General features: G+C 72.5%; 15 protein-coding genes and 1 pseudogene. 7 read left to right on the top strand and 9 right to left on the bottom strand.

Features of this window, described 5'->3' with window-relative positions:
• Positions 1 to 21 precede the first annotated feature (21 nt).
• The 3 genes and pseudogenes from ACFYYF_RS22685 (at position 22) to glpK (ending at position 4,299) form a co-directional block, all read left to right on the top strand.
• Positions 22 to 1,664 (top strand): annotated as a pseudogene (locus tag ACFYYF_RS22685) (GGDEF domain-containing protein).
• 278 nt (positions 1,665 to 1,942) lie between these two features.
• Complete coding sequence (locus ACFYYF_RS22680; protein ID WP_388778375.1) at positions 1,943 to 2,683, top strand: MIP/aquaporin family protein; 741 nt, start codon at positions 1,943 to 1,945, stop codon at positions 2,681 to 2,683.
• Positions 2,684 to 2,778: 95 nt separating this feature from the next.
• Positions 2,779 to 4,299 (top strand): glycerol kinase GlpK, encoded by a 1,521-nt coding sequence (gene glpK / locus ACFYYF_RS22675; RefSeq protein WP_388778371.1) that lies wholly within the window; start codon positions 2,779 to 2,781, stop codon positions 4,297 to 4,299.
• A gap of 120 nt (positions 4,300 to 4,419) precedes the next feature.
• On the opposite strand, the gene ACFYYF_RS22670 is transcribed toward glpK, so the two are convergent.
• The 5 genes from ACFYYF_RS22670 to ACFYYF_RS22650 are packed head-to-tail and all read right to left on the bottom strand — an operon-like array spanning position 4,420 to position 12,480.
• The gene (locus tag ACFYYF_RS22670; protein ID WP_361688318.1) at positions 4,420 to 5,025 is read right to left on the bottom strand and encodes an ATP/GTP-binding protein; all 606 of its coding nucleotides are present in this window, start codon (positions 5,023 to 5,025) and stop codon (positions 4,420 to 4,422) included.
• Positions 5,006 to 8,647, bottom strand: a complete 3,642-nt coding sequence (locus ACFYYF_RS22665; RefSeq protein WP_388778368.1) for a hydantoinase B/oxoprolinase family protein — start codon at positions 8,645 to 8,647, stop codon at positions 5,006 to 5,008. Before ACFYYF_RS22665 ends, ACFYYF_RS22670 begins: the two co-directional genes overlap by 20 nt.
• Before the next feature lie 24 nt (positions 8,648 to 8,671).
• On the bottom strand, positions 8,672 to 9,067 hold the full coding sequence (locus tag ACFYYF_RS22660) for a DUF742 domain-containing protein (RefSeq protein WP_361688311.1): 396 nt from the start codon (positions 9,065 to 9,067) through the stop codon (positions 8,672 to 8,674).
• Between the two features lie 9 nt (positions 9,068 to 9,076).
• Positions 9,077 to 9,517, bottom strand: coding sequence for a roadblock/LC7 domain-containing protein (locus tag ACFYYF_RS22655; RefSeq protein ID WP_361688308.1), 441 nt, complete (start codon positions 9,515 to 9,517; stop codon positions 9,077 to 9,079).
• Positions 9,514 to 12,480, bottom strand: a complete 2,967-nt coding sequence (locus ACFYYF_RS22650; RefSeq protein WP_388778364.1) for a nitrate- and nitrite sensing domain-containing protein — start codon at positions 12,478 to 12,480, stop codon at positions 9,514 to 9,516. The genes ACFYYF_RS22655 and ACFYYF_RS22650 overlap by 4 nt, the downstream gene beginning before the upstream one ends.
• A 405-nt stretch (positions 12,481 to 12,885) precedes the next feature.
• Here ACFYYF_RS22650 and ACFYYF_RS22645 point away from each other — a divergent pair, with 405 nt between their 5' ends.
• Complete coding sequence (locus tag ACFYYF_RS22645; RefSeq protein WP_388778361.1) at positions 12,886 to 13,539, top strand: hypothetical protein; 654 nt, start codon at positions 12,886 to 12,888, stop codon at positions 13,537 to 13,539.
• A 185-nt stretch (positions 13,540 to 13,724) separates the two neighbouring features.
• On the opposite strand, the gene ACFYYF_RS22640 is transcribed toward ACFYYF_RS22645, so the two are convergent.
• From ACFYYF_RS22640 to ACFYYF_RS22625, 4 genes are all read right to left on the bottom strand, one after another.
• A complete protein-coding gene (locus ACFYYF_RS22640; protein WP_388778358.1) occupies positions 13,725 to 18,359 on the bottom strand; it encodes a hypothetical protein in 4,635 nt (1,544 codons plus the stop codon).
• Positions 18,360 to 18,425: 66 nt separating this feature from the next.
• Entirely contained in the window at positions 18,426 to 19,304 is an 879-nt protein-coding gene (locus ACFYYF_RS22635; protein WP_361688297.1) for a hypothetical protein, read from the bottom strand.
• A 280-nt stretch (positions 19,305 to 19,584) separates the two neighbouring features.
• The gene (locus ACFYYF_RS22630; protein ID WP_388778355.1) at positions 19,585 to 21,102 is read right to left on the bottom strand and encodes a hypothetical protein; all 1,518 of its coding nucleotides are present in this window, start codon (positions 21,100 to 21,102) and stop codon (positions 19,585 to 19,587) included.
• Between the two features lie 678 nt (positions 21,103 to 21,780).
• Positions 21,781 to 22,491, bottom strand: coding sequence for a GntR family transcriptional regulator (locus ACFYYF_RS22625; RefSeq protein ID WP_361688291.1), 711 nt, complete (start codon positions 22,489 to 22,491; stop codon positions 21,781 to 21,783).
• A gap of 181 nt (positions 22,492 to 22,672) precedes the next feature.
• Between ACFYYF_RS22625 and ACFYYF_RS22620 the strand changes: the two genes are divergently transcribed.
• The 3 genes from ACFYYF_RS22620 to ACFYYF_RS22610 are packed head-to-tail and all read left to right on the top strand — an operon-like array spanning position 22,673 to position 25,631.
• On the top strand, positions 22,673 to 23,992 hold the full coding sequence (locus tag ACFYYF_RS22620) for an MFS transporter (protein WP_388778352.1): 1,320 nt from the start codon (positions 22,673 to 22,675) through the stop codon (positions 23,990 to 23,992).
• 56 nt (positions 23,993 to 24,048) lie between these two features.
• Complete coding sequence (locus tag ACFYYF_RS22615; RefSeq protein WP_388778455.1) at positions 24,049 to 24,843, top strand: putative hydro-lyase; 795 nt, start codon at positions 24,049 to 24,051, stop codon at positions 24,841 to 24,843.
• 29 nt (positions 24,844 to 24,872) lie between these two features.
• On the top strand, positions 24,873 to 25,631 hold the full coding sequence (locus ACFYYF_RS22610; RefSeq protein WP_388778350.1) for a LamB/YcsF family protein: 759 nt from the start codon (positions 24,873 to 24,875) through the stop codon (positions 25,629 to 25,631).
• The last annotated feature ends 20 nt before the right edge of the window (positions 25,632 to 25,651 follow it).

Raw genomic sequence — 25,651 nt, 5'->3', positions numbered from 1 at the left:
CGACGGCGGGACCATGCTCGTGTGACCTCCTGGACGGATATGGTCCGTTTCGCCTTCCAGCCGGTCGTCAACCTGACGACGGGAGGGGTCGCGGCATTGGAGACACTCGCCCGCCCGGAGTCAGGCGACATCCTGGCGCGAGCCCGCCGCGAACCCGAACTGGACGGCCGGCTGGCCGCGCTGGCCATCCGGGCCGCCGCGCGCCGGGAGACGCTGCTCCCCCTGCACGTCAACGTGTTCGCCGCCACGCTGGCCGACCTCGGCCGGCTCTCCGCGCTGAGCGCCGAGGTACGGCAAGCCGGGCGGCTGCCCTGGGAAGTCACCGTCGACGTCGTCCCGCCGTACACGCACGTACCGCAGCGCGCCCTGCTGGAGGCGGTGGCCGCGGTGCGCGGCGACGGCTTCCGGATCTGCGCGGACGGAATCGGTGACGGCGACGTACCGCTGCGCCTGCTCACGGACCTCGCCCCGGAGCTGATGAAGCTGGACGTGTCCCTCCTCTCGCGGCCCGCGGCGGTGCGCGCGATGCGGACGCTGTGCGAACAGCTCGGCGCCCTGCTGTCCGTCGAAGGCGTCGAGACGGAACTGCAGTGCGCCGCCGCGGTGTCGGCGGGCGCGCAGCTCGCGCAGGGCGACCTGTTCGCCCCGCCCGCCCGGCGGCCTTCGGCGGACGTATACGTTCCGGCGCTGTCGCCCGGCGCCCGCAGCGCGCGCCGGTCCGGGCCCTCCGTGGGGCAGTTCGTCCGCCCGGCGGCGCTGCTTCCGGCCACCGCGTCGGCCGGCGAGGTCAGATCCCTGCTCACCGGGTCGCCCGACGTGTCCGGTGTGCTGCTCGTGGACCCGTTCGGGACACCTGTCCGCTCGCTGCACCGGTCGCGCTTCCTGCTGTCGATGTCCGGGCGCTACGGCCACGCGCTGTACGCCGACCGGCCGGCCGTCAGGCTGGGGGACGCGCCGCGGACGGTCGGCATCGACGCGACGGCCTGGGAAGTGCTCGACGTCGTCGCGGACGGGGACCGGGACCGTACCTCCGACGACGTCACGGTCGTGGACCGGCACGGACGGTGCGTGGGCGTCGTACGCCTCGCGGATCTCGTACGGGCCCTGTCGGAGAGCCGCGTCGAGGAGGCTGCGGGACTCAACCCGCTGACCCGGCTGCCCGGTTCGGACACGATCACCGGCGAGGTGGACCGGCGGATCGCGGACGGCAGGACGTTCGCGCTGAGCTGGCTGGACATCGACCACTTCAAGCGGGTCAACGACGGGGCGGGGTTCGCGGCCGGCGACGAGCTGATCAGGGCGGTGGGACGGATGCTGCAGCACGCGGCATCCGGGGCGACGCTGGTCGGGCACATCGGCGGCGACGACTTCCTGTTCCTCGCCGACCCCGACACCCTCGACCCGGTGGCCTCGTCGGTGCTGACACCCCCTGGGCCGCGGGAGGCCGCGCCGTCACCCTGTCGCTGGCCACGGTGCTGTGCGCGCCCGGGAGCGTGCTGGACCACCGGCAGGCCGCCACGTCCCTGGCGCCGCTCAAGCAGGCCGCCAAGGCGCTGGACGGGGCGAGTTGGGTGCTGGGGCGCGCGGGACTGCCCGGTCACGAGGTCCGGCGCGGCACGGGAACCGGTCCGATGCGGCCGTCCGGGCAGACGCTCACCGGATGACCACGTGATCGACTGGCTGGATCCGGCCGGTCCGTAGGACGCGGGCGCACCGTGCGGCGGCACGGCGACCGGTGCCGACGCGCCTCCGTGGCGCGTCCGCTCCGCGCACCGCAACCGGTGCGGTCCACGACCTTGACGCCCCCTGGGCACCGGTGAACACTTCCGGGACGCCGGGCAGGGAGCGGGACCTTTCTGCCTCCGGCGGAAGCAGCCATGGGAACGCACTCTGCACGCCGGCCCCGGAGCTGATCGTTCCGGGCGAGAGCCTAGGAGCCGCCATGAGCAACGGAGACATCTTTGTCGGCGAGTTGATCGGTACAGCGATTCTGATCCTCTTCGGCGCGGGTGTGTGCGCCGCTGTCACCCTGAACAGATCGAAGGCCCAGGGAGCGGGCTGGATCGTCATCACCTTCGGCTGGGGCTTCGGTGTCCTGGCCGGTGCCTACACCTCGGCGCCGCTGTCGGGCGGCCAGATCAACCCCGCGGTCACGATCGGGTTCGCGATCGAGGGTTCCACGAAGTGGTCGGACGTGCCCTTCTACCTCCTCGGCCAGTTCGCCGGCGCTGTCGTCGGCGCGGCCCTGTGCTGGCTGCTCTACCTCGGGCAGTTCAACCTCAACGCGGAGGACGACAAGGCCATCGAGACCCTGGGGATCTTCTCCACGCGTCCCGAGATCGACAACCCGGTGCAGAACCTGATCACCGAGACCATCGCCACCGCTGCCCTGATGCTTCCCATCCTCGCGATGGTCGGCGGCGACAAGCACGTCGCCGGGATCGGTGACGCGGGTCTGCCGGTCCTGCTCATCTCCTTCCTGGTCGTCGGCATCGGTCTCTCGCTGGGCGGCCCCACCGGGTACGCCATCAACCCGGCCCGCGACCTGGGGCCGCGCCTCGCACACGCGCTGCTGCCGATCCCCAACAAGGGCACTTCGGAGTGGAGATACTCCTGGATCCCCGTGGTCGGCCCGATCGCGGGCGCCGCCATCGGCGCCGGGATCTACAACGTGGCCTTCTGACGCATCGACGCGGTTCCGAAGAGTGGCCTCACGACCGGACAGCAGCACCCTGACGACGAAGCAGCCTCCTGACGAAGAACACGTAAGGGGACGACATGACGGACAACGCCGAGAAATACGTCGCCGCGATCGACCAGGGCACCACCTCCAGCCGCTGCATCATCTTCGACCGGGGCGGCGCGATCGTCGCCGTGGACCAGCGCGAACACCGCCAGATCTTCCCCAAACCGGGCTGGGTGGAGCACGACGCCACCGAGATCTGGTCGAAGGTTCAGGCCGTGGTCGCGGGAGCGCTCGCCAAGGCCGGACTGCGCGCCGACCAGCTCAGCGCGCTCGGCATCACCAACCAGCGCGAGACGACGGTCCTGTGGGACCGCGCCACCGGCAAGCCCGTCCACAACGCGATCGTCTGGCAGGACACCCGCACCTCGGCGCTCTGCAACGAACTGGGCGGCCCGGACGGCCAGGACCGCTTCCGCGAACAGACCGGACTCCCACTGGCCAGCTACTTCTCCGGGCCGAAGGCGGCCTGGCTGCTCGCCAACGTCCCGGGCCTGCGCGCCCGCGCCGAACGCGGTGAGATCGCCTTCGGCACCATCGACTCCTGGCTCATCTGGAACCTGACCGGCGGTACCGCCGGCGGACGGCACGTCACCGACGTGACCAATGCCGGGCGCACCATGCTGATGAACCTGGACACCCTTCAGTGGGACCCGTCCATCCTCTCCGCGATGGACATCCCCGAGGCGGTGCTTCCCCAGATCAGGTCCTCCGCCGAGGTGTACGGCACCGCCGTGGGCCAGCTCGCCGGCGTGCCCGTCGCGTCGGCGCTCGGGGATCAGCAGGCGGCGGTCTTCGGCCAGGCCTGCTACGACGTCGGCACCGCCAAGAACACCTACGGCACCGGTAGCTTCCTGCTGCTCAACACCGGCAACCGGCCCGTTCCCTCGAAGAACGGGCTGCTGACCACCATGGGTTACAAGATCGGTGACGAGGCTCCGGTCTACTGCCTGGAGGGGTCGATCGCGATCACGGGCGCCCTGGTCCAGTGGTTCCGGGACCAACTGGGCATCATCCGTTCCGCCGACGAGATCGAGACCTTGGCGGCGAGCGTCGAGGACAACGGCGGCGCGTACATCGTGCCCGCCTTCTCGGGCCTGTTCGCCCCCTACTGGCGCTCGGACGCGCGCGGTGTCATCACCGGTCTCACGCGCTACGTCACGAAGGCGCACCTCGCCCGCGCCGTCCTGGAGGCCACGAGCTGGCAGACGCGCGAGGTCGTGGACGCCATGTACCAGGACTCCGGGGTGCAGATCACCACCCTGAAGGTGGACGGCGGCATGACCAAGAACAATCTGCTGATGCAGCACCAGGCGGACGTCCTCGGCGTGCCGGTGATCCGTCCGCGGGTCTCCGAGACGACCTGTCTGGGCGCGGCGTACGCAGCGGGGCTCGCGACCGGGGTGTGGAACGGCCTGGACGAGCTGAAGTCGCACTGGCAGAAGGACGTCGAATGGACGCCGTCCATGGCGTCGTCGGCGCGCGACAGCGAGTACCACAACTGGCGCAAGGCGGTGGAGAAGAGCTTCGGCTGGCACGACGACACCGTCGAGTGACCCCCGCGCGCGTGCGTTGCGGGTGAACCACGCGCGCGTGCATGACCGCGGCCCGTACCCCGGTCGGCGGGGGTACGGGCCGCACCCGCTTGTCGTGACGGCGGTGGCGCCGGGCGGGTCTCAGGTCGTGACGGCCTCACGGGCCGCCGCCGCGTGCGCCATCGCATGCTGGACGACGCGGATCAGGACCTCCTTGACCGATTCGCGGTCCCGCGCGTCACACAGGACGACGGGCACGTCCGGGTCGAGGTCGAGTGCCTGGCGGACGGCCTCCGAGGGGTAACGGGCGGCCTCCTCGAAGCAGTTGACACCGACCACGAAGGGTATGGAGCGCCGTTCGAAGTAGTCGACCGCGGCGAAGCAGTCCTCCAGACGGCGGGTGTCGGCCAGCACGACGGCACCCAGCGCACCTGTGGCGAGCTCGTCCCAGAGGAACCAGAAACGATCCTGCCCGGGGGTGCCGAACAGATAGAGCACCAGGTCCTCGCGCAGCGTGATCCGGCCGAAGTCCATGGCGACGGTCGTGGTGTGCTTGCCCTCCACACCGCTGATGTCGTCGACGGGCCGGCCCGCCTCGGTGAGGACTTCCTCGGTGCGCAGCGGCCTGATCTCGCTGACCGCGCCGACGAGGGTCGTCTTGCCCACGCCGAAGCCGCCCGCGACCAGGATCTTGAGCGTGACGGGCTCGACCGGAGGCTTCCCGCGCTCAGAACGCCCGAAGATCATCGATCTCTTCTCCTGCTGTGTGGGTATCGTGCGGCGGTGGGCCGTAGCCCCCACCGCCGGGGGTTTCGATGACGAGTACGTCGCCGGGTCGGACGTCCGCCGCATCACTTCCGCCGAGTTCCGTGACGGAGCCGTCGGCGCGCTCGATCCGGTTGACGCCGAGAGCGCCGGGTTCGCCGCCCGCCATGCCGTACGGCGGCACCCTGCGGTGCTGCGACAGCGTCGAGACGGTCATCGGCTCCAGGAACCGGATACGCCGTACGGCGCCGTCGCCGCCCCGCCAGTGTCCGGGGCCGCCGCTGCCGTGTCGAATCGCGAACTCCTCCAGCCTGACGGGCAGTCGCCACTCCAGGACCTCGGGGTCCGTGAGCCGTGAGTTGGTCATGTGGGTCTGCACGACGGGGGCGCCGGGGAAGCCGTCACCCGCGCCCGAACCGGAGGCCACGGTCTCGTAGTACTGGTGGCGCTCGTTGCCGAAGGTGACGTTGTTCATGGTGCCGGAGCCCTCCGCCTGGACGCCCAGGGCGGCGTAGAGGGCACCGGTGATGGCCTGAGAGGTCTCCACGTTGCCGGCGACGACGGCGGCCGGGGGCTCCGGGGCGAGCATCGACCCCGGCGGCACCACGATGCGCAGGGGGCGCAGACAGCCGTCGTTGAGCGGGATGTCGTCGTCCACCAGGGTGCGGAAGACGTACAGGACGGCGGCGTTGACGACGGCGAAGGGCGCGTTGAAGTTGGTGCCGAGCTGCGCGGACGTGCCCGTGAAGTCGACGGTGGCCGAGCGTGCTTCGCGGTCCACGGAGACACGGACGCGGATGACCGCACCCGAGTCCGTCTCGTAGGCGCACTCTCCGTCCTCGAGCGTGTCGATGACGCGGCGCACGGCGTCCTCCGCGTTGTCCTGGACGTGCTTCATGTACGCCTGGACGACGTCGAGTCCGAAGTCCTCGATCATCCGGCCGACCTCGTCGACGCCTTTGCGGTTGGCGGCGATCTGGGCGCGCAGGTCGGCGAGGTTCGTCCTCGGATTGCGTGACGGGTACGGCGGCGCCGTGAGCAGAGCCTGTGTCTCCGTCTCGCGGAAGCGTCCGTTCTCGGCGAGCAGCCAGTTGTCGAAGAGGATGCCCTCCTCGTCGATGGTGCGGCTGTCCGCGGGCATGGAGCCCGGAGCGATGCCGCCGATCTCGGCGTGGTGACCGCGCGAGGCGACGTAGAACAGGATCCGTTCACCCTCCGTGTCGAAGACCGGGGTGATGACGGTGACGTCGGGGAGATGGGTGCCGCCGTGGTACGGGTCGTTGACGGCGTAGGTGTCACCGGGCCGCATGCTCCCGCCGCGCCGCCGGATCACCTCCTGCACGCTCGTACCCATCGAGCCGAGGTGGACCGGGATGTGAGGGGCGTTGGCCACCAGGTTTCCGTCGGGGTCGAACAGGGCGCAGGAGAAGTCGAGGCGCTCCTTGATGTTGACGGACTGGGCGGTCGACTCCAGCCGGGCGCCCATCTGTTCGGCGATGGACATGAAGAGGTTGTTGAAGACCTCGAGCAGAACGGGGTCCGCCTGCGTACCGAGATCGGAACTCTCCGTGACCGTCGCGCGTTCCATGACCAGATGCCCGTCGTCGGTCGTCGCGGCCCGCCAGCCGTCGTCGACGACGGTTGTCGAGCCTGCCTCGGCGATGATCGCGGGTCCGTTCACGGTCTCGCCCGGCGGGAGGTGCGGGCGGTGGTGCAGGGGCACGTCGCGCCAGGCGCCGCCCGTGTGGAGCCGGACGGTCGGCGCGGTGGCCGGGCGGGCGGCGGGTGCGGCCTCGTCGGGGGCGAGGGCGGAGAGATCGGGGGGTTCGGTGAGACCGGTGGCTTCCACGGAGAGGGCTTCGACGACGACCGGACGGTCGAGGGTGAAGGAGTAGGTGGCGCGATGACGTTCTTCGAAGGCGTGGGTCATGGTGTCGGGCTCGGTGAGCTCGACGGTCAGTGCCGTGTCGGTGCCGTCATAGCGGAGCTGGGCCCGGCGGCTGATCCGGATGCGGTGCTCGGGGACGTCCTCGGCGAGGAGTTCGGCGCGGGCGGCGCCTTCGAGGTCGTCTGCGGTCTTGAGGATGCCGGGCATCGAGGAGGGGCCGAGGCGTGCCTCGACGGACTGTTCCCGCATGGCTGTCGTGTCGGCGAGTCCGATGCCGAGGGCGGACAGGACGCCTGCCATGGGCGGGACCAGGACGGTGCGGATGCCGAGCGAGTCGGCGACCCTGCACGCGTGCTGGCCTCCGGCGCCACCGAACGTGGTGAGCGCGTAGCGGGTGACGTCGTGGCCCTTCTGTACGGAGATCCGCTTGACGGCGTTGGCGATGTTGGCCACGGCGATCTGCAGGTAGCCCTCGGCGACCTGTTCGGGGGTGCGGGCGTCTCCGGTCCTGTCGTGGATCTCCTGCGCGAGGGCGGCGAAGCGTTCCCGGACGACGGCGGCGTCGAGTGCCTGGTCGCCTCCGGGGCCGAACACCTTCGGGAAATGGGCGGGCTGGACGCGGCCGAGGGCGACGTTGGCGTCGGTGACCGTCAGGGGACCGCCGTTGCGGTAACAGGCGGGGCCGGGGGCCGCGCCTGCCGAGTCGGGGCCCACGCGGTAGCGGGAACCGTCGAAGTGGAGCACCGATCCGCCGCCCGCGGCGACGGTGTGGATGTCCAGCATGGGGGCGCGCAGCCGGACTCCGGCGATCCGGGTGGTGAAGGTCCGTTCGTAGTCTCCGGCGAAGTGCGAGACGTCCGTGGACGTTCCGCCCATGTCGAAGCCGATGACCCGGTCGTAGCCGGCCCGTTGCGACATCCGGGCCATGCCGACGATTCCGCCGGCGGGGCCCGACAGGACGGCGTCCTTGCCGCGGAACTGTCCGGCCTCGGCGAGACCTCCGTTGGACTGCATGAACATCAGCCGCACGCCCCGGAGTTCGGCGGCGACCTGCTGGACGTAGCGGCGCAGCACGGGCGACAGGTAGGCGTCGACGACGGCCGTGTCCCCGCGCGGCACCAGCTTCATCAGCGGGCTGACCTCGCTGGAGAGGGACACCTGCGGGAAGCCGACACGTGTCGCCAGCTCGCCCACGGCCTGTTCGTGCGCGGGGTGGAGATGGCTGTGCATGCAGACCACGGCGACCGCGCGGATCCCGTCGTCGTAGGCCTCCTGGAGGGATGCGGTCAGGGCGTCCAGGTCGGGGGCGCGCAGGACGGTGCCGTCGGCGGCGATCCGTTCGTCGACCTCGATCACCCGCTCGTGGAGCAGTTCGGGGAGCTCGATCGCGCGGGCGAAGATGGCCGGGCGGTTCTGGTAGGCGATGCGCAGGGCGTCGCGGAAGCCCCGGGTGGTGACGAGGAGTGTGCGCTCGCCCTTGCGTTCGAGGAGGGCGTTGGTGGCGACGGTGGTGCCCATGCGTACGGCGTCGACCGGGGCGTCCGTGGACTCCCCGTCGTCACGGAGGAGTTCACGGACGCCCGCGACGGCCGCGTCGGCGTAGCGGGCCGGGTTGTCGGACAGCAGTTTGTGCGTGAGCAGCCGCCCGTCGGGGCGCCGCGCGACGATGTCCGTGAAGGTCCCGCCCCGGTCGACCCAGAACTGCCAGCCTGTCACGTCTGTTCCCCGTTTCCGCCCAGCTCAGAGCGCCCGGAGGCCGCTGATCACGTCGCGCAGAATACTCTCGTCCGGCAGTTCGGCAGGGGGAACGGGACGTGTCACATGGACCTTTTCGTCATCCACCAGGTCCCCGATCAGGACCCGGACCACTCCGATGGGCAGATCGAGTTCCGCCGCGAGTTCGGCGACGGACTGGGGGACGTCACGGCAGAGTTCGACGATGTCCACGTGTTCCGGGGACAGCGTGTGGTCCGCCTCGGGGTCCTCGGCGTGCCGTTCCGTGACCACCAGCGCGATCAGATCGAGGCGGTGCTGGGCCGCGCTGGTGGTGCGGCCGCGAGTCATCGCGTACGGGCGGACCACCGGGCCCGCCTCGTCGTCGAACCAGTGGCGTCTTCCCTGACCGTCTCCGCTCATGTCATCCCACTACCCGCCCGCAGGCAGGTCGGTGCGCGGGCTGGAGCCCAGATGGACGCCGACCCGCTTGACGAGGAGCGTCATCTCGTAGGCGACCTGGCCCACGTCGGAGTCGGCGTCCGAGAGGACGGCGAGGCAGCTGCCGTCACCGGCGGCCGTGACGAACAGGAAGGCCTCGTCGAGTTCGACGACGGTCTGGCGGACACTGCCCGCCTCGAAGTGCCGGCCGACGCCTTTGGCGAGGCTGTGGAAGCCGGAGGCGACGGCGGCCAGGTGTTCGCTGTCCTCCCGGGTGAGGTCCTTCGAGGCCCCGGTCGGGAGGCCGTCGCCGGAGAGCACGATCGCCTTGTTGATGCTGGCGACACGGTCCACCAGTTCGTCGAGCAGCCAGTTGAGTTCACCGGACCCGTTGCTGGTCGCGGCGGGCCCTGCGGCCTTCGGTGCGGTCATCGACCGTCCCCCTTAGTCGTTCCTCGTTCTGAGCCGTCCTGGGCCTGGTCGCCCTCGGCGTTCTCTTCGCGGCCGCGCTGCCAGCCACGCTGGAGCGAGGCCATGCGGCTGCGTACTTCGTCGGCGTCCCGTTCGGCGGGGTCCGGCCCCGTGCCCTCACGGCCGTTGCCGCGCTCGGCGAGCCGCGCCGGTCCGTCCTTCAGCTGCGGAGCCAGATTCGCCTGCCGGACCCGGCGGGGCAGCGGGGCCGTACCGGCTTCCGTCTGCCCGGTCGCGGTGTCGCGGCGGGACGTCGTGTCGTCGGGGGTCGCGGGGGACGCCGTGGTGCGGGTGCGCCGGGGCAGAGCCGGGGCGTCCTGGTGGCCCGACGCGTCCGGGCGGCCGGCGCTCTCACGGAGGCCGGGCGTCCCGGAAGGTTCGGGTGCCTCGTGGAGAGCGGGTCTCCTCGGGCCGGTGGTCCCCCGGGCGCCGGGAGCGCCGGAGGCTTCGCCGCCGCGCCGGGCCGGGACGGCGGGCCGTTCGCCGTGCCGTCGGGGCAGTGGCTTCGCACCCTCGAGTTCGGGCACTCGGTGTTCCCGGCGGTCCTCGTTCTCTCCCGTTCCGGAATCCCCTACCGATGCGAGGTCCTGGCTCGTGCCCTCGTCCACCTGGTCGCGCCACGATCTGGTTCCTGCGACGGGACGGCCGTGGGAGCTGACGAGCTTGGGCGTCCGGCGTCGCGGCAGCGGGACCGCAGCGCCGTCCGGACGGTCCTCGTCCTCCGGGCGGCCGGGTTCGTCGCCGTCCGCGGCCTGCTGGTGCCGGTCCGCGGGAACTCCGGCGATGGAGCGCCGCGGGCGGAACAGTCCTCCGCGTTCGCTGTCGTCGTCGCCGAGCGCGCCGGGGAACCCGGTGAGCGTGTCCAGGTCGACGGGCGCGTCCAGTTCGACGGGGCCGTCGAGGACCGAGGCGGGCAGACCGGGCAGCCGGGCCGACGACTCCGCGAGTGCCGCGCCGGCGCGCTCCTCGGTCTTGCGCCCCTTGGCGGGCAGGGTGCGGTCGAGGCGGAATCCGATGCCGTTGGTGTCCGGGACGTCGTCGGTGAGCAGCGCGTCCGGCATGAAGACGACCGCGGTCGTGCCTCCGTACGGGGAGGGCTGGAGCGAGACGCGGACGTTCTGCCGCTGGGCGAGCCGGCTGACCACGAAGAGACCGAGCCGGTCGGTGTCGGAGAGTTCGAACTCGGGGGTCTCGGCGAGCCGCAGGTTGGCGTCGAGCAGTGCCTCGGCGGTCATACCGAGCCCGCGGTCGTGGATCTCCAGGGTGAAACCGTTGGCGACGCGTTCTCCGACGACATGGACGGCGGTGTGCGGCGGCGAGAACACCGTCGCGTTCTCCAGGAGCTCGGCCACGAGATGGGTGACGTCGGCGACGGCCGGGCCCGTGACGGCGACGCGCGGCAGCCGGCGCACCTCGACGCGTTCGTAGTCCTCGACCTCGGCGACGGCGGCGCGGACGATGTCCATGAGCTGAACCGGCTTGCGCCACTGCCGGGACGGGGCCGCGCCGGACAGGATGACCAGGCCCTCGGCATGACGGCGCATTCGGGTGGTCAGGTGGTCAAGCCGGAACAGGTCGGCCAGTTCGTCGGTGTCCTCGGTCCTGCGTTCCATGGTGTCGAGGAGGGTGAGCTGCTTGTGGAGCAGCACCTGGCTGCGACGGGCGAGATTGACGAAGACCTCGGAGACGCCCTCGCGCAGCTCGGACTGCTTCACGGCCGCCTCGACGGCGGCGCGCTGAAGGGTGTTGAGGGCCTGGCCGACCTCGCCCATCTCGTTCCTGTCGTACTCCAGGCGCGGCACTTCGGTCTCGACGTCGACCTGTTCACCCGCGGAGAGCCGGCGCATGACGCTGGGCAGCCGCACACCGGACGCCTCGTGGGCCTCCATGCGCAGGCGTCGCAGGTCGCGGATGAGGCTCCGGCCGATGCGCACGGACATGACGAGCGAGGTCAGCAGGGCGATGAGTCCGACCACGCCCACGCCCACGGCCTGGAGGATGACGCTCATGGCCACGGGCTTGACCCGGTCCTGGTAGTGGTCGCCGGCCAGGTCCTCCAGCTCGCCGAGCTCGGCGAGCACGTGACCGGCGGCGCCGTCCCAGCTCCTCGCCGTGACGCCGCTGGGCGAGCCGTCCGTCGAGGCGGCGACCGCCCGTTCGGCCGCGCGCAGCGGCCCGGTGCCGGCGTTGCCCCAGTAGCGCTCGAAGCGGGCGCGGTCCGAGGAGGGAAGGAGCGGCAGACTGATGTCGTAGAGCAGCGTGCGCTGGGCCACGAGGTCGGAGACCTGGCGGAGTTCGTCCCGGGTGATGTGTCCCGCGACCAGCGCCGAGCCCAGAAGGGCGTCCTCGCGGGAGAGCAGTTCGCGGGCGCGGGACACGTTGACGAGGGCGCGGCTCTCCTTGTCCAGTTCCACGTCGTCGACCACGTGCAGGTTGGCCAGCAGGACGTAGCAGGGATCGATGAGCCGGTCGTAGAGGCCGAGTGCCTGGACGCGGTCGAAGGTTCCGTCCTCGACGCCGCTGCGCAGCGACGCGATCCCGTCGACGGCGTCGAGGAGCGAGGTGAGGCGCTCCGCGGTGCCCCCGCCGAGTTCCTCGCGCACGCTCTTGGTGCCGGCGTTCCTCCGGACCTTCGCCAGGACGTGGTCCGTGGCGCTGCGGCTGCGCCTGAGCGCGGCGAGTCCGTCGGAGGCGCGGGGGTCGGCCAGGTACACGAGTGTCTGGCGGCGTTCCCTTTGGAGAACCCTGACGGTGTCCTCGGCGGGGTAGCCGATCTTCTGCACGACCTCGGAGACGCTGAAGAGCCGGCCTGCCTCACGCCCCGTCAGCACGGTGGCGAAGGCCCAGACAGCGGTCAATGACACCAGGGGCACGAGGAGCAGCGCCACAATCTTCCGGCGGATGGACTTCCCGCGAAAGCGCATGGCCTCCCCCAGCTCGACCCCCTCCAGTCGGGGGTACACATGTGCGTCAACAAACGGCGTGAGCCTACTACTGACACAGAGACAACTCGAAGACCGTCCGGAGGGTGGATCCGGCCCGACAGGGAACCAGACATGGGGAGTTGTCCGTTCATTGGGGGAGATTGCGGCCTCGGATCCGGCACTTGAGGCCAGATCCCGACGGAGCGGGAAACTTTGTCAGTTGGCCGAAATTCTTCGCTGAGCGGGAATCTTCGGGGCAGGCCGTTCGTCTGTCTGTACGGGAATTGAGGGCGGAATCGGCCACAGGTGCCGCATGCCGCGTTCAGTCGGCGTAAAAGAGCGCAAGCCGGGCAGCCACTGGGGGGCGGGGGTCGTGAGACACCCGTGCGAGAGGACTGCTGGGCGGTGGGGAGTGACAAGTTGATGGGCACGGCGGAGCGGAGCGGGTCAGCCGCTGCTGAGGTTGCGACAGGGAAGGCGGCACAACTGGCCACCCGAGTACCGGATGACGGTGTTCCGGCGAGGGGGCACGGCCGTCCGGACGCGCGGTCGGCGACGGACAGGTCCAACGCGGCGGAACTCGAGGACGGTGGCCCTCACGCGGGCGGCCGGGCCGAGGGCCTGGGCGCCGCGACGAACGGATACGAGGACCAGGAAGAGCGGGCGTACTACCGGCCGTTGTGGATCGAGGAACCCGCGCGCAGGCGCCGGCTTCCCGATCCGGTGCGCACGTCGGCCGTGCGTGCGGTGCTCGTCATCGCGGTCACGCTGATCCAGGCCGTCGTGGCGTTCCTGTGCACGATGGCGGAGTCGTGGCTGGCGTTCCCGATGGTCGTCAGCAGCGTGGCGAGTACGGTCCTGGCCACGTGGGCCACCCTGGACGTCTGGGTGACACGGCAGGTGTGGAACCAGCGGAACGGCGTGGTCTCGGTGCCGAGCAGCACGGCGCGGGCGCTCCGGCGCGAGCGTCGCAGGGCGCGGCGTCAGGCACGGATCGCGGCGCGGGCCCAGGAGCGGATACGCAGGCGGGGCGGGGCCGGGCAGTTGTCGCACTCGTAGCGGAGCGGCTGCCCTCCACGCCTCGATCGGGCGCACGGAGGGCAGCTCTGTCCGTATCGGTCCGTCTCGGTCCGTCTCGGTCCGGCGCGCGGAAGACAGCCCTGGAGGAGCGCACCGCCAAAGGTGCGGAGAACCGCGTCGCCGGCCGAGGCCGACACGCGATTCCCCCACCTCGGGGCCCGTGGCTACGGGGTGACCGGCGCCGGGCGCTTGAACATCCGTGTAGCCGTGATCTCGGTGTGCACGGCCTCCCCGGCGGCCACCTCGCGCGGCAACCCCGGCCGCAGGTGCTCCTCCACGCTGATGTACTTCAGCCCGGCGCGAAGGTCGGCGTCGTTGCGCAACCGGATGACGAGGGGGAACTCGGCGAGCGCGGTCGTGTCGAACAGGCCGGTGGTGTAGAGGAGTTGGACGCCGAGCGCGTCCGATACGGCTCGCTGGAGCTCCAGCAGATACGTCGCGTTGGCGCGCCCGATGGGGTTGTCGAGGAACAGGGTGCCGGCGTGCCGGTGCTTGTCACGGCCCCGGTCGTTGCTGCGCAGCGCCGCCATGGTGCAGTACAGCGCGATGGCGGCGGTCAGGAGCTGACCGCCGGAGAACACGTCGCCCATCTGTCCGACGGGGACGCGTTCGGCGCGCAGCACGGCGTCCGGCTTGAGGATCTCGACGGCGACACCCTTGGGCTGGAGCGCGGCACCGACTCCGCGCAGCAGCAGTGACATGCCGTCGCGCCGCATGTCGGAGTTCTTCTTGACCGCCGCGCGGGTGGCTTCGTCCACCACCTCGCCGAGCCGCTCGGTGAGGGTGGCCTGATCGGGTTCCTCGAAGCGGATGCGGAGGAATTCCTGGCCCGACCACTCCCCCAGTCCCTCCGGCAGCCGGGACAGCCTCTGGGCGGACCGAAGGGTGGCGAGGGAGGACTCGACGAGCCCGCGCAGGCGGTCGACGATCGAGTCCCGGTTGCGCTCCAGCTGAGCCAGTTCGTCGGTCAGCACACGCAGTCGGGGCGCGAAGGCGTCCGCCCACTTCTGCGCGTGCTCGGGGAGCGAGGAGGCGGGCAGTTCGCGGATCTGCTGCCGGGCCGGGGTGCGCACCTGCTCGTAGCGCGTGGAGTTGGCGTGGCGTACGAGGATGTCGCTCGCCTCGCGGACGGCGGCCTCGGCCGTGGTCAGGTCGGCGGCGCAGCCGCGCAGCGAGCGGCGGCTCTCCGCGGCGGAGTGCCGTGCCTCCTCGAGCGTGCCCGGGTAGGGCTCGGGCTCGTCCTGCTCCTCGTCGACGTGCTCGCGGAGCAGGTCCCTCAGGAGCGCGGCCGTCTCGTCGAAGCCGCCGGCCGCGTCCTCGGCGGACCGGTGGGCGTCGAGGAACTCCGCGTGTGCCTCGCGGGCGCGGTTCAACGCCTCGGTGCGGGAGGCGAGTTCGGTCGTCGCGGTGCGCAGCAGGGCCTGGGCCTGCTCGGCGTCGACCGGAACCAAATCCTCCGCCAGCTCGGTGTGCGCCTCGCCCTCCTCCGGCGCGTGCCGCTCCGCCTCGCCGCGCAGCCGCCCGAGCTGTTCGCTCGCGGTCGACATCCGGGTCTCCAGGAGCTGCACCAGTTCCTCGGCCCGGGCCGCGGCGGCCTGCCGGGAGGGCCCGTCCGAGCCGTCCGGCGACTCCAGGAGCTGCCCGGCGCGGGTGCGGACCTTGTTGCTGAGCCGGTCCAGCTCGGCGAGGGCCGCGCTCTCGTCGCTCTCGGCCCGCGCCTGCTCGGCGCGCAGGTCGGCACCCACGCCGACCTTCTCGTAGAGCTGCGACGCGGCCCGGTAGGCCTCGCGCAGGGCGGGCAGCGACTCCTTGGCGGCCGCCGACCCGTCGTGGGCCACGTCGTCGGGGGCGCCGGCGATCTCCGCGCGTTCGGCGCGCAGCGCGCGGGCCGTGCGGCGGGCGTCGTCGGCGGCACGCTGGGCGGCGCGGCGGTCCTCGTCGGCGGCGCGGGCGCGCTCCAGGCACACCTGGGCGCGGGCTTCCGACTCGGCCGCCTCGTCGGCGAGTTCGCGGAGCTTGACCTGCCATCCGGCGCGTTCGCGCAGCCGGAAGGCGAGTCCGGCGAGCGCGTCGGCGGCGCGCCGGGCCTTCTGGGCGGCCTCCTGGCGCTCGTCGCGCACGTGGGCCGCTTCGGCCGCCGTCTCGTCGGCCTCCGCCCGGACGGTGCGTGCCTCGGCGAGCTCGGCCTCGCTCTCCTCCGCGAACGCGCGCGCGTCGCGGGCGGCGCCGGCCAGCTCGGTGAGCCGGCCGGCGGGGCAGCCGGTACGCCAGGAGGCGAGGCGCGCGGCCAGCTCCCTGTCCTTGCCGAGGCGGGCGGCGAGCGTGCGGATCTCTTCGTCCCGCAGTCCGGTCCGGGCGCGCAGCGCCTGGCGCTCCTCGTCGGCGGCGTGCTCGTCGTGCATGGCCGGGTTCGGCGGTACGAGGAAGACCCCGCCCTCGTCCGTGTCGGCGGCCGGGGTGGGGGCGAGCAGGGCGGCGGCCGTGCCGACCGCCACCGCCGAGCGGGGCAGCAGCGCCGCGTCGCCGAGGACCTCGCGGGCCCGCGCGTGGGTGTCCGGGTCGGTGATGATCACGCCGTCGACGAGTTCGGGCCGGGCGGCCAGGACGCGCGCGTGGTCGACGGGGGCGACGGCCTGGGCGAGGTAGCGCCATCCGGGCAGCGCGGGGATGCCGTGCTCGCCGAGGTACTCGACGGCGGCCAGGACGTCCGGTCCGGGCGGCAGCAGGCCGCCGTCGCCGAGCGCCCCGAGGATCCGGGCGTCGTCGGCGGCGTCGGTGCGCAGGTCGAAGAGCTGCCGCTCGGCGGAGGCGACGGTCTCGTCGAGAAGTCCGCGGACGTCGTCGGCGTACCGGTCGAGCTCTTCGGGAGCCAGCGGTGCCCCGGCGGGCGAGCCGGCCGGGGCGTCGGAGTCCTCGTCGCGGCGCGGCTGGGGAACACCACGGCGGGCGTCGGTGCCCGGCAGGCTCAGCAGTTCCGCGAGCCGTTCCTCCTGCGCCAGCGCTTCGGCCGTGCGCCGCTCCGCCTCGTGCGAGCGCTCCGCGGCCGTCGCCGCGTCCGCCGCGCGGGCGGCCGTCAGCTCGGCGCGGGACTCGGCGGACGCCGCTTCCCGTGCGTGGTCGGCGGCGCGCCGTGAGGCCTCGCGCGCGGTGTCCCAGGCGGCGACGGCCGTCTTCTCCGCGTCGCTGGCGGCGAGGGCGGCGCGGGCCGGGTCGGCGTCCGGGGCGCTGTCGTCGAGCCAGCCGGCCCGGACCGCCTCGGCGGTCTCCTGTTCGACCTCGGCCAGCCGCTGACGCAGGTGCCCGATCTCGCTGCGGGCGCGCTGCGCGGCGGTGGCGGCGGCCGTCGAGTCCGCGTACGCCGTCTCGCCGGCCTCCTGGAGACCGGCGGACCGCTCCTCCTCCTCGTTGGCCAGCGACTCGGCGCCCTCGGCGGCCCGGTGCAGCGCACGGACGAGGTCGACCGCGGCCGTGGCGCGGGCGGCGAGCGCGGGGGCGGCGTCGCGTTCGGCCTCGCGGATGGCGGCGGCGACGCGGGTGGAGCGGTCGGCGGCGGCACGGTGGCGCAGTACGGCCTCGGCCGCCTGCCAGGCGGAGTGCAGGGTACGCGCGTCGGCGAGTTCGCGCTTCTGCGCGGCGGCGGACTTCTCGGCGCCGGCGAGGGCCAGCGAGGCGTGCCGGTAGGCGAGTTCGGCGGCGATCAGGGCGCTGCGCTCACGGGCGCCCTCGGCGTGGGTGACGGCGTACGCGGCGGCGGTCACGCGCTGGGCGAGCTCACCGGCGCGCACGCGCTCCTGCACGGCCCGCGCGGACAGCCGGCGGGCCAGCGTCCTCGTCCGTCGCTCGGCGCCCGTGTGGATCTCACGCGCGCGGGCCCGTGCGCCGGCGGCGTCGACGATCCGGCCGAGCAGGTCGACGGAACCGGCGGTGAAGTCGCGCTCGGCGATCAGTTCGGCGCGTCGCCCCAGCTTGTTGCCGAAGCCGCCGACGAGGTCGGCGAGCCCGTCGGTGTCGCGGGTGTCGGTGACCGCGCGCAGCAGCAGATCGGTGAAGTCGGAGTCCTTCTTGACCGCGAAGAGGCCTGCGGCCTCGCCCTCGTCGGCGTTCATCTCCCGCTGGTAGCGGAAGAGTTCGGGGTCGAGGCCCAGGTCGCCGAGGTGTTCGTTCCAGCGGTCGTGGATCTCCTCCCAGTGCACCTCCAGGTGCGGGTAGGCCTTGCCGGCCTCGGTGATCGCGTCGCGGAAGCCCTTCATGGTGCGCCGCCGGCCCTGCGCCCCGGAGACGCCCTCGACGGGCGGCCGTACCGAAGTGGCCTCGGCGACGGGCAGGTTGTCCAGGCTGAGCCCGGGGCCAGGCCGGAACGAGTACCAGGCCTCGGCGAACTTCCGGGGGTCGTTGGAGACCTGCCGACCGCGCCACTCGCTCGCCTTGCCGACCACGACGCACTCGCCGGTCAGGGTGTGCTGCCACTCCAGCGCTACGTGTCCGCAGTCGTCGGCGAGCAGGAACTTGCGCAGCACGCCGGAGCTGGCGCCGCCCAGGGTGTTGCGGTGGCCGGGGAGCATGACCGAGAAGATCAGCTTGAGCAGGACCGACTTGCCGCCGCCGTTCTCCAGGAAGAGCACTCCGGCGGGCGCGGGCCTGCGCGGCGGGCCGACCGGCTCCTCCTCGAAGAACTCCGCCTGGGTGGGCGCCGGGTCGGGCACGGGCGCGCCGACTCCCCGCAGGTCCAGCACGGTGTCGGCGTAACGCGCACCGGCGGGCCCGATGGAGTAGAGGCGGACCCGGGACAGCTCGTACATGGCGGCGGACTCTCGTAGTCGAAAGGGGTGAGGTCGTGAGGGGGAGCCCGGGAGGGCGGGCGGACGTCAGGAGTGGAACGGAAGTCCGGCTCCGGCCACGAGCTCCAGGTCGTCGGTGTTCTCGGCGGGCAGCAGGCTCGCCGTGCCGTCCGTCACCGGGACGATGCCCAGTTCCAGCAGTTCGGCCATGGCCGCGCTGCCCGCCATGTCGCGGACCTGGAGCTGATAGCGGGCCGTCGTCCGGTACGTCCCGCCGGCGTCGTCGCCGGTGCGCTGGAGGAATCCGGAGTCCGTGAGGAAGGCGACGGCCTTGGCGATGATGCCCGTCGTCGAGCCGGCCAGTCTTCGCGCGTCCTTGGTGGCTCCGGTGGAGCTGCGCCGTGCCCAGATCCGCCAGGCCGCCTCCAGTCCGGGGGCGTCGGTCGCCGGGTCGGTGTTCTCGCCGGTCTCCTCGGCCCGCTCCTCCAGGCGCCGGCAGGCCTGGCGTACGAACGCGTCGACGCCGTTGACCGAGACGCGCCCGATGTATCCGTCGTCGGCGAGGTCCTCGGGGCGGGGGAAGGCCAGGGCCGCCACGGCGAGGTGGGCGAGTCCGTGCAGGAACCGGTCCCCGGAGTCGGTCGAGGCGCGGCGCGCGTAGTCGCCCATGCGGACGGCGAAGACCGAGTCCTCGGCGGCGGTCACCGCCATCCCCGCGCGCGGGGACACCTCGAGGACGACGAGGCCGAGGCCGGCGGCCACCGCGTCGGCGAGCCGCGCGAAGGGCGGGTCCTCGCGGTAGCGGCGCAGCAGCTCGGTGTACTCCTGGTCGCGCGCGGGCTGCAGTTTGGGCTGCAGCCCGAAGGCGACGAGCCGCGCCGCGTCGGCGGCGTCGGCAGGTGTGACGGGGGCGTTCGCCGGTGCGGCGGTGGCCTCCGGTTCACTCCACTCGACGTGCTCGGTCACGGCTGGGACTCCTTGTTCGAAAGGACGAGGGTACGTGCGCCGGGACGGACGGGCGTCCCGTGCGGGGCTCGCGGACCGGAGGCGCGCACCTGCGAAGTACTTGTGTGCGGCCTCACCGAACGAGCCTGAGGCCCCACCGAACGGGCGTGGTTCTTCGCGGGGCACGGCGCCGCGGGACCGGCGTGTGGTTCCCCCCGACCGGTGCGGCCGGTGCGACCCGTGCGGCGCGGCTCCGGGAGCCGGGGCGTCCCGCCGCGCGCGGCCTGTCGTGGTGGACGGTTCATGCCCGGTCCGCCTTCATTCCCGCCGCGTCGAGCAGCGCCATGCCGACGATCAGATCGGCCCCGCCGAATTCCGGGTCGTCCAGCTCGGTCCCGTCGTCCACGGCGAACAGCAGGCGCTCCTCGCCCTGCCGGTAGGCGGTTCCGACCGGCGGACTCGCGGCGTGCACGGCCAGCAGAGCCACCAGATAGGGCAGCTCGGGATCGCTGCGGCGGGCCTCCGCGAGCAGTCCGGACAGCCTGCGCGGTGCGTCGGGCGGCAGGTTCAGCAGGTCCTTGGCGGAGGCTAGCTGCTCCTCGCTGAAGCGGCTGTCGTCCGGTGTGGCGATCAGGTCGGGCTCGGGCATCTCCGCGCCGAGGTGCTCGCGCTCCAGCGGCGGTGTCAGCAGGAGGTCGACGAGGTCCGCGACCCGTACGGCGACGGGGGTGCGCAGGCCCGTCCCCTGCTTGAAGAAGGCGTCGGTGACGCGCAGCGCCTGCTCCACCGGCAGCGGCAGCACCGGGGCGACGAGGTGGCCGTAGAGGTCGATCCCCGAGGTCGTCATGGGGGTGCCGAAGGCCTGCCGGTCCTGCTCGGCGCGGAACAGCGGCCCGGCCTCCAGGAGGCGGGACTGGAGCTGGGTGTGCCGGCGGATGCAGTCCTTGACTATGTCGACGAGCTCGGCCGCGCGCCGCTTCTGCTCGGGGTCCTCGGACTCGTCGCGGGCCTTGCGGATGTTCGTGAGGATCGCGTTCTCGTGGCGGTACCGGTCGGCCACGTGGTCCAGGGCCTCGGCGATCATGTCGGGCACGGCCTGGAGCCAGTCGACGGCCCGGACGTTGCGCCGGGTGGCGTCGAGGGCCTTGCGCAGGGTCTCCGCGTACTGGACGGTGCGGTAGCGGGCCTGCTCGGCGGCGAGCTGCGCGTCGGCCAGCCGGCCGCGGCTGATCAGCACCTCCAGCTTGACCTCGGCGGCGATCTGCGCGCTGGTGACGTCGGTGTCGAGGGCGCCGACGAGGACGTTGACAGCCTCGTCGGTCGTACGGAGGTAGACGCCACCTCCGTAGCCGGGCACTTCCTCGATCAGCTTGAAGTCGTAGTCGCGGCGGACGTAGGTGCCGTCGGGCGCGAAGGTGCCGTACACGGCCCGGAAGCCCCGGTCGACGCTGCCGACGTTGATCAGGTTCTCCAGGACCCACCGGGCCACGCGCTCGTGCTCGGCGACGGGCCGGCCGGGGGCCTGGGCGGCGATGCGCGGGATGAGCCTGGCCACTATCTGGTCGTGGTCGGCACCCGTGTCGAAATCCATGTTCAGTGTGACGAGATCGATGGCGGCGAGGGCGACCTCGGCCATGCCGTACACCGTGTACTCGCCCGCCAGGTTCGCCTTGCGCACGTCCAGGTCGTGCAGCGGCGCGGTGCACGCGAGCGCGCGCAGCCGCCGCGCCAGGCCCTCGTCGGCGGCCGGGCCCGGCGCCGGGCGCGGCCCCGCGCTGAACTGGGGCGGAACGCTGTCCGTCGATGCTGGCGAAGTCACGGTGCACAGACTAGGTCCTCGGTCCGACAACGGTCGAAACGGCGCAGAAGCGACCGCGGCCCCGGCCGCCCCACGAACCCGCCGTCCCGGCCGGCCGCACACCCCGCGGCAAGGGCCCGCGTCCGCCACGGGACCGGACCCCGCCCCCACGACCCGTCGCGGCCCGCGCCCCCACACCCCGTCGCCGCCCCCGAGCCGACCTCGACTCGGACACCGCCGGCCGCCCCGCCCCGGCCGACCACGCGTGCGACCGCCGTCCCCGGCCAGGCACCGAACCGGCCGTCGGCGCCGGGCCCGGCCCTCGCAAACCATCGGCCCCTGCGCCCCCGAACCCCGTCGCCACCCCGAGCCGACCACGGCTCGGGCACCGCCACGGCCGCCTCGCCCCGGCCGACCACGCGCGACCACCACCCCGACCGGCCCACGAACCGACGCCGACGCCAGGCCCGGACCCCCGCAAACCGTCGACGCCCCGAGCCGGCGCCGACCCTGGCACCGCCGCAGCCGCCCAGGGCCGGCGGGGCACCCGCGCGGCCGCCTCACGTGGGCCGACGACACGGCGTCGGCCCACGTGTCCGATCCCACACATCGATCCCACACATCACGCCCCCAGGCCGGGCTCACCGAAGCGTCACCAAGCCGCCTGGTCAGCCACCGGCCCGGGCGGCACCCGCCGCGTCAGCCCGAACCCGTGCCCTCTCCCCCGTCCGCGACCCGGCGTCCGTACACCTCGACGAGGCCCGTGAGCGAGTCGTCGAGGTAGGCCGCGAGGAGACGCTCCGCGCCGTCGCGGTCGCCGTCCTTCAGGGTCCGGAGGATCTCGTTGTTGCGCGCGAGGTAGGGCTCGTGGAGCCGCTGGGGGTCGTCCACGACGTGGAAGGCGAGACGCAGCTCCGCGAAGACGCTGCGCATCACCTCGTCCGTACGGGCGCTGCCGGCGAGGGCGACCAGCTCGCGGTGGAAGTGGATGTTGGCGGTCGACACACCTTTCCAGTCACCTTCGCGCGCGGCCCGCTGCCCCTCGGAGACGGCTCTGTCGATCCCCTCCACGGCGTAGGGCGGATCGCCTAGTCCGCGGACCACGGCGCACTCGACGAGGGACCGGGTGCGGTAGATGTCCTCGACGTCCTCGACGGTGAGGACCCGTACGAAGACCCCCCGGTTGAGCTCGTGCACCAGCAACCGCTCGTGCGTGAGCAGCCGGAACGCCTCGCGCAGCGTGTTGCGCGAGACCCCGAGGGCGCCGCCGATGCTGTCCTCCGACAGCCGCGTCCCGGGTGGGAAGAAGCCGTCGGCGATCCGGCTCCTGAGGATGTCCGAGACCCGCTCGGCGGTGCTGGTGCGGCCCAACAGGGCACGGTCGTCGGCCAGTTCCGTCAGCTCTGCCATGCCCGGAATTCAACCGCAGAGAGAAGAACGAAACAACACGGGTATTGAGGGATCGTTCAACGATCCTCTACCTTGTCGGTCAGGCGCTCTCCGTTGCACCCCGAACTGCCGGGCGCCCGAAGGCTTCCGCACGGCCCGGCTCAGTCCTCATGCACTCTCCGTCCCTCACTGCGAGGTGCCCATGAGCACGACCCCTCCACCCCAGGCCCTGTCCCCCGGCACGTCGTCCGCCCCGGGTGAACCCGGCTCCCGGGAAGGCGCGTTCGGCTGGCTGAGCGCGCTCGGCCCGCGAGGCCGGCGCGCGTTCGGCGGCGCGTTCGGCGGCTACGGCCTCGACTCGTACGACTACTTCACCCTGCCGCTGAGCATGGTCGCCCTCGCGGCCTACTTCGGCCTCGACAGCGGCCAGACAGGGCTGTTCACCACGGTCACCCTGGTCGTGTCCGCCGTCGGCGGCGCGGTCGCGGGCGTGATCGCGGACCGCATCGGGCGGGTCAAGGCGCTGATGATCACGGTGATCACCTACGCGGTGTTCACCGTGGCCTGCGGCTTCGCGCCGAACTACGAGACGCTGCTGGTGTTCCGCGCCCTCCAGGGCCTCGGCTTCGGCGGCGAGTGGGCGGTCGGCGCGGTCCTGGTCGCCGAGTACGCGAGCCCGCGGCACCGGGGGCGCACCCTCGGCGCGGTCCAGAGCGCCTGGGCGGTCGGCTGGGGCCTGGCGGTGCTCGTCTACACGCTGGTCTTCCAGTACCTGGACGGCGACCTCGCCTGGCGCGTGATGTTCTGGACCGGCGCGCTGCCCGCACTGCTCGTGGTCTGGGTCAGGCGCGAGGTGCGCGACGCCCCCGAGGCGGCCGCGGCCCGCGAGAAGAGCACGGACAGAGGATCGTTCACCGCGATCTTCAAGCCCGGCACGGCCGGAGCGCCGGGCCTGCTGCGCACCACCGTCTTCGCGGTCCTGCTCTCCACCGGTGTCCAGGGCGGTTACTACACGCTGGCGACCTGGGTGCCCACCTATCTGAAGACGGAACGCGGACTGTCCGTCGTCGGCACAGGCGGCTATCTGACGCTCCTGATCTCCGGAGCCTTCCTCGGCTACCTCACCGGCGGTCTCCTCACCGACAGGCTGGGCCGCAAACGCAACATCCTGCTCTTCGCGGTCCTGTCCGCGGCCTGCATCCTCGCCTACGCGAACATCCCGAGCGGCGCCAACACCCTTCTCCTGGTGCTCGGTTTCCCCCTCGGCTTCTGCATGTCGGCGATCTTCAGCGGCTTCGGCTCGTTCCTCAGCGAGCTGTACCCGGTGGCGGTGCGGGGCACGGGACAGGGCTTCGCGTACAACACCGGGCGGGCCGTGGGTGCCGCCTTCCCCACCACGGTCGGCTTCCTGGCCGACAGCTGGGGCGTGGGCGGAGCGCTGGTCTTCGGCGCGATCGGATACGCCCTCGCCGCCCTCGCCCTGACCGGACTGCCCGAGACGCGCGGCAAGGAGCTCCTGTGAACGACACCGTCCAGGTCCGGCGGCCCGCCCTCCCCGGGGACGGCTCGGCGAGCCCGCTGAAGACCCCCGGCCACGCGCGCGCGTGGACCCCCGAAAAGGCCCGTAGGCGGTTCCGTTCGGGGCTGTCGGTCCCCACGGCCGGGATCGCCGCGGGCCACGCCCAGGCCAACCTCGTGTCGGTGCCCGCCGACTGGGCGTACGAGATGCTGCTGTTCTGCCAGCGCAACCCGAAGCCGTGTCCGGTCCTCGACGTCACCGACGCCGGGTCCTGGACCACGGTCCTCGCCCCGGGCGCCGATCTGCGCACCGATCTGCCGGGCTACCGGGTCTGGGAAGACGGCGAGTTGGTGGCCGAGCCCACGGACGTCGTGGACCACTGGCGGTCCGACCTGGTGTCGTTCCTGATCGGGTGCAGCTTCACCTTCGAGTGGGCGCTGAGCTCGGCGGGCGTCCCGATGCGGCACATCGAGCAGGGCCGCAACGTCTCGATGTACGTGACGGCACGTCAGTGCCGGCCCGCGGGACGGCTGCGCGGCCCCATGGTCGTCTCGATGCGTCCGGTGCCGCCCGAGCACCTGAGCACGGCGATCCGGGAGAGCAGTCTGCTGCCGGCCGTGCACGGCAGTCCGGTCCACTGCGGGGATCCGTCGGGGCTCGGCATCGAGGACCTGTCGCGACCGGACTTCGGCGATCCGGTGGTCGCGGCTCCGGGCGACATCCCGGTGTTCTGGGCGTGCGGAGTCACGCCCCAGGCGGCCGTGATGGCGTCGCGTCCGCCGTTCGCGATCACCCACGCGCCCGGCCGGATGTTCATCACGGACACGCGGGACGAGCAGTACCGAGTGGCCTGAACGGGCCGGAGGAGGAGGAACGGCAGCCCATGACCCCCATCGATCTCAACGCCGATCTCGGCGAGGGCTTCGGCCGCTGGCGGCTGACCGACGACGAACGGCTGCTGTCCGTCGTGACCAGCGCCAACGTGGCCTGTGGTTTCCACGCCGGGGACGCGGCCACCATGCGGCGGGTGTGCGAGCTGGCGGCGGAGCGGGGCGTACGGATCGGCGCCCAGGTCTCCTACCGTGACCTGGCGGGGTTCGGGCGGCGGGCGATGGACGTGCCGTCCGACGAGCTGGCGGCCGAAGTGGCCTACCAGATCGGCGCCCTGGAGGTCTTCGCGCGCGCGGCGGGCTCACGGGTGGCGTACGTCAAGCCGCACGGCGCGCTCTACAACCGGGTCGTGCACGACGAGGAGCAGGCGGCGGCGGTCGTGGACGGTGTCCGGCTCGCGGGGGCCGGGCTGCCGGTGCTCGGCCTGCCGTCCTCGCGCTTCCTGAAGATCGCCGAGGGGGCCGGACTGCCCGTCGTCCCCGAGGCGTTCGCGGACCGCGCGTACACCGAGGAGGGCACCCTGGTGCCGCGTACCCAGGAGGGCGCGGTGATCACGGAGGCCGAGGCCGTCGTCGAGCGCTCACTGGGACTGGCACACTCCGGGACGGTCACCGCCCGTTCCGGGGAGCGCGTTCCGGTCCGGGCGCGTTCCCTGTGCCTGCACGGGGACACGCCGGGGGCGGTGGACCTGGCCCGCCGGGTGCGGGCGCGCCTGGAGTCCTCGGGCGTGCGCGTGGAGGCGTTCGCGTGAGCGGCACGGCCACCGGGCGT

This window comes from Streptomyces sp. NPDC001914 (genome assembly GCF_042891215.1).
Classification (GTDB): domain Bacteria; phylum Actinomycetota; class Actinomycetes; order Streptomycetales; family Streptomycetaceae; genus Streptomyces.
The sequence above is the reverse complement of the archived record's forward strand: the minus strand, read 5'-3'. Positions and strand labels throughout refer to the sequence as shown.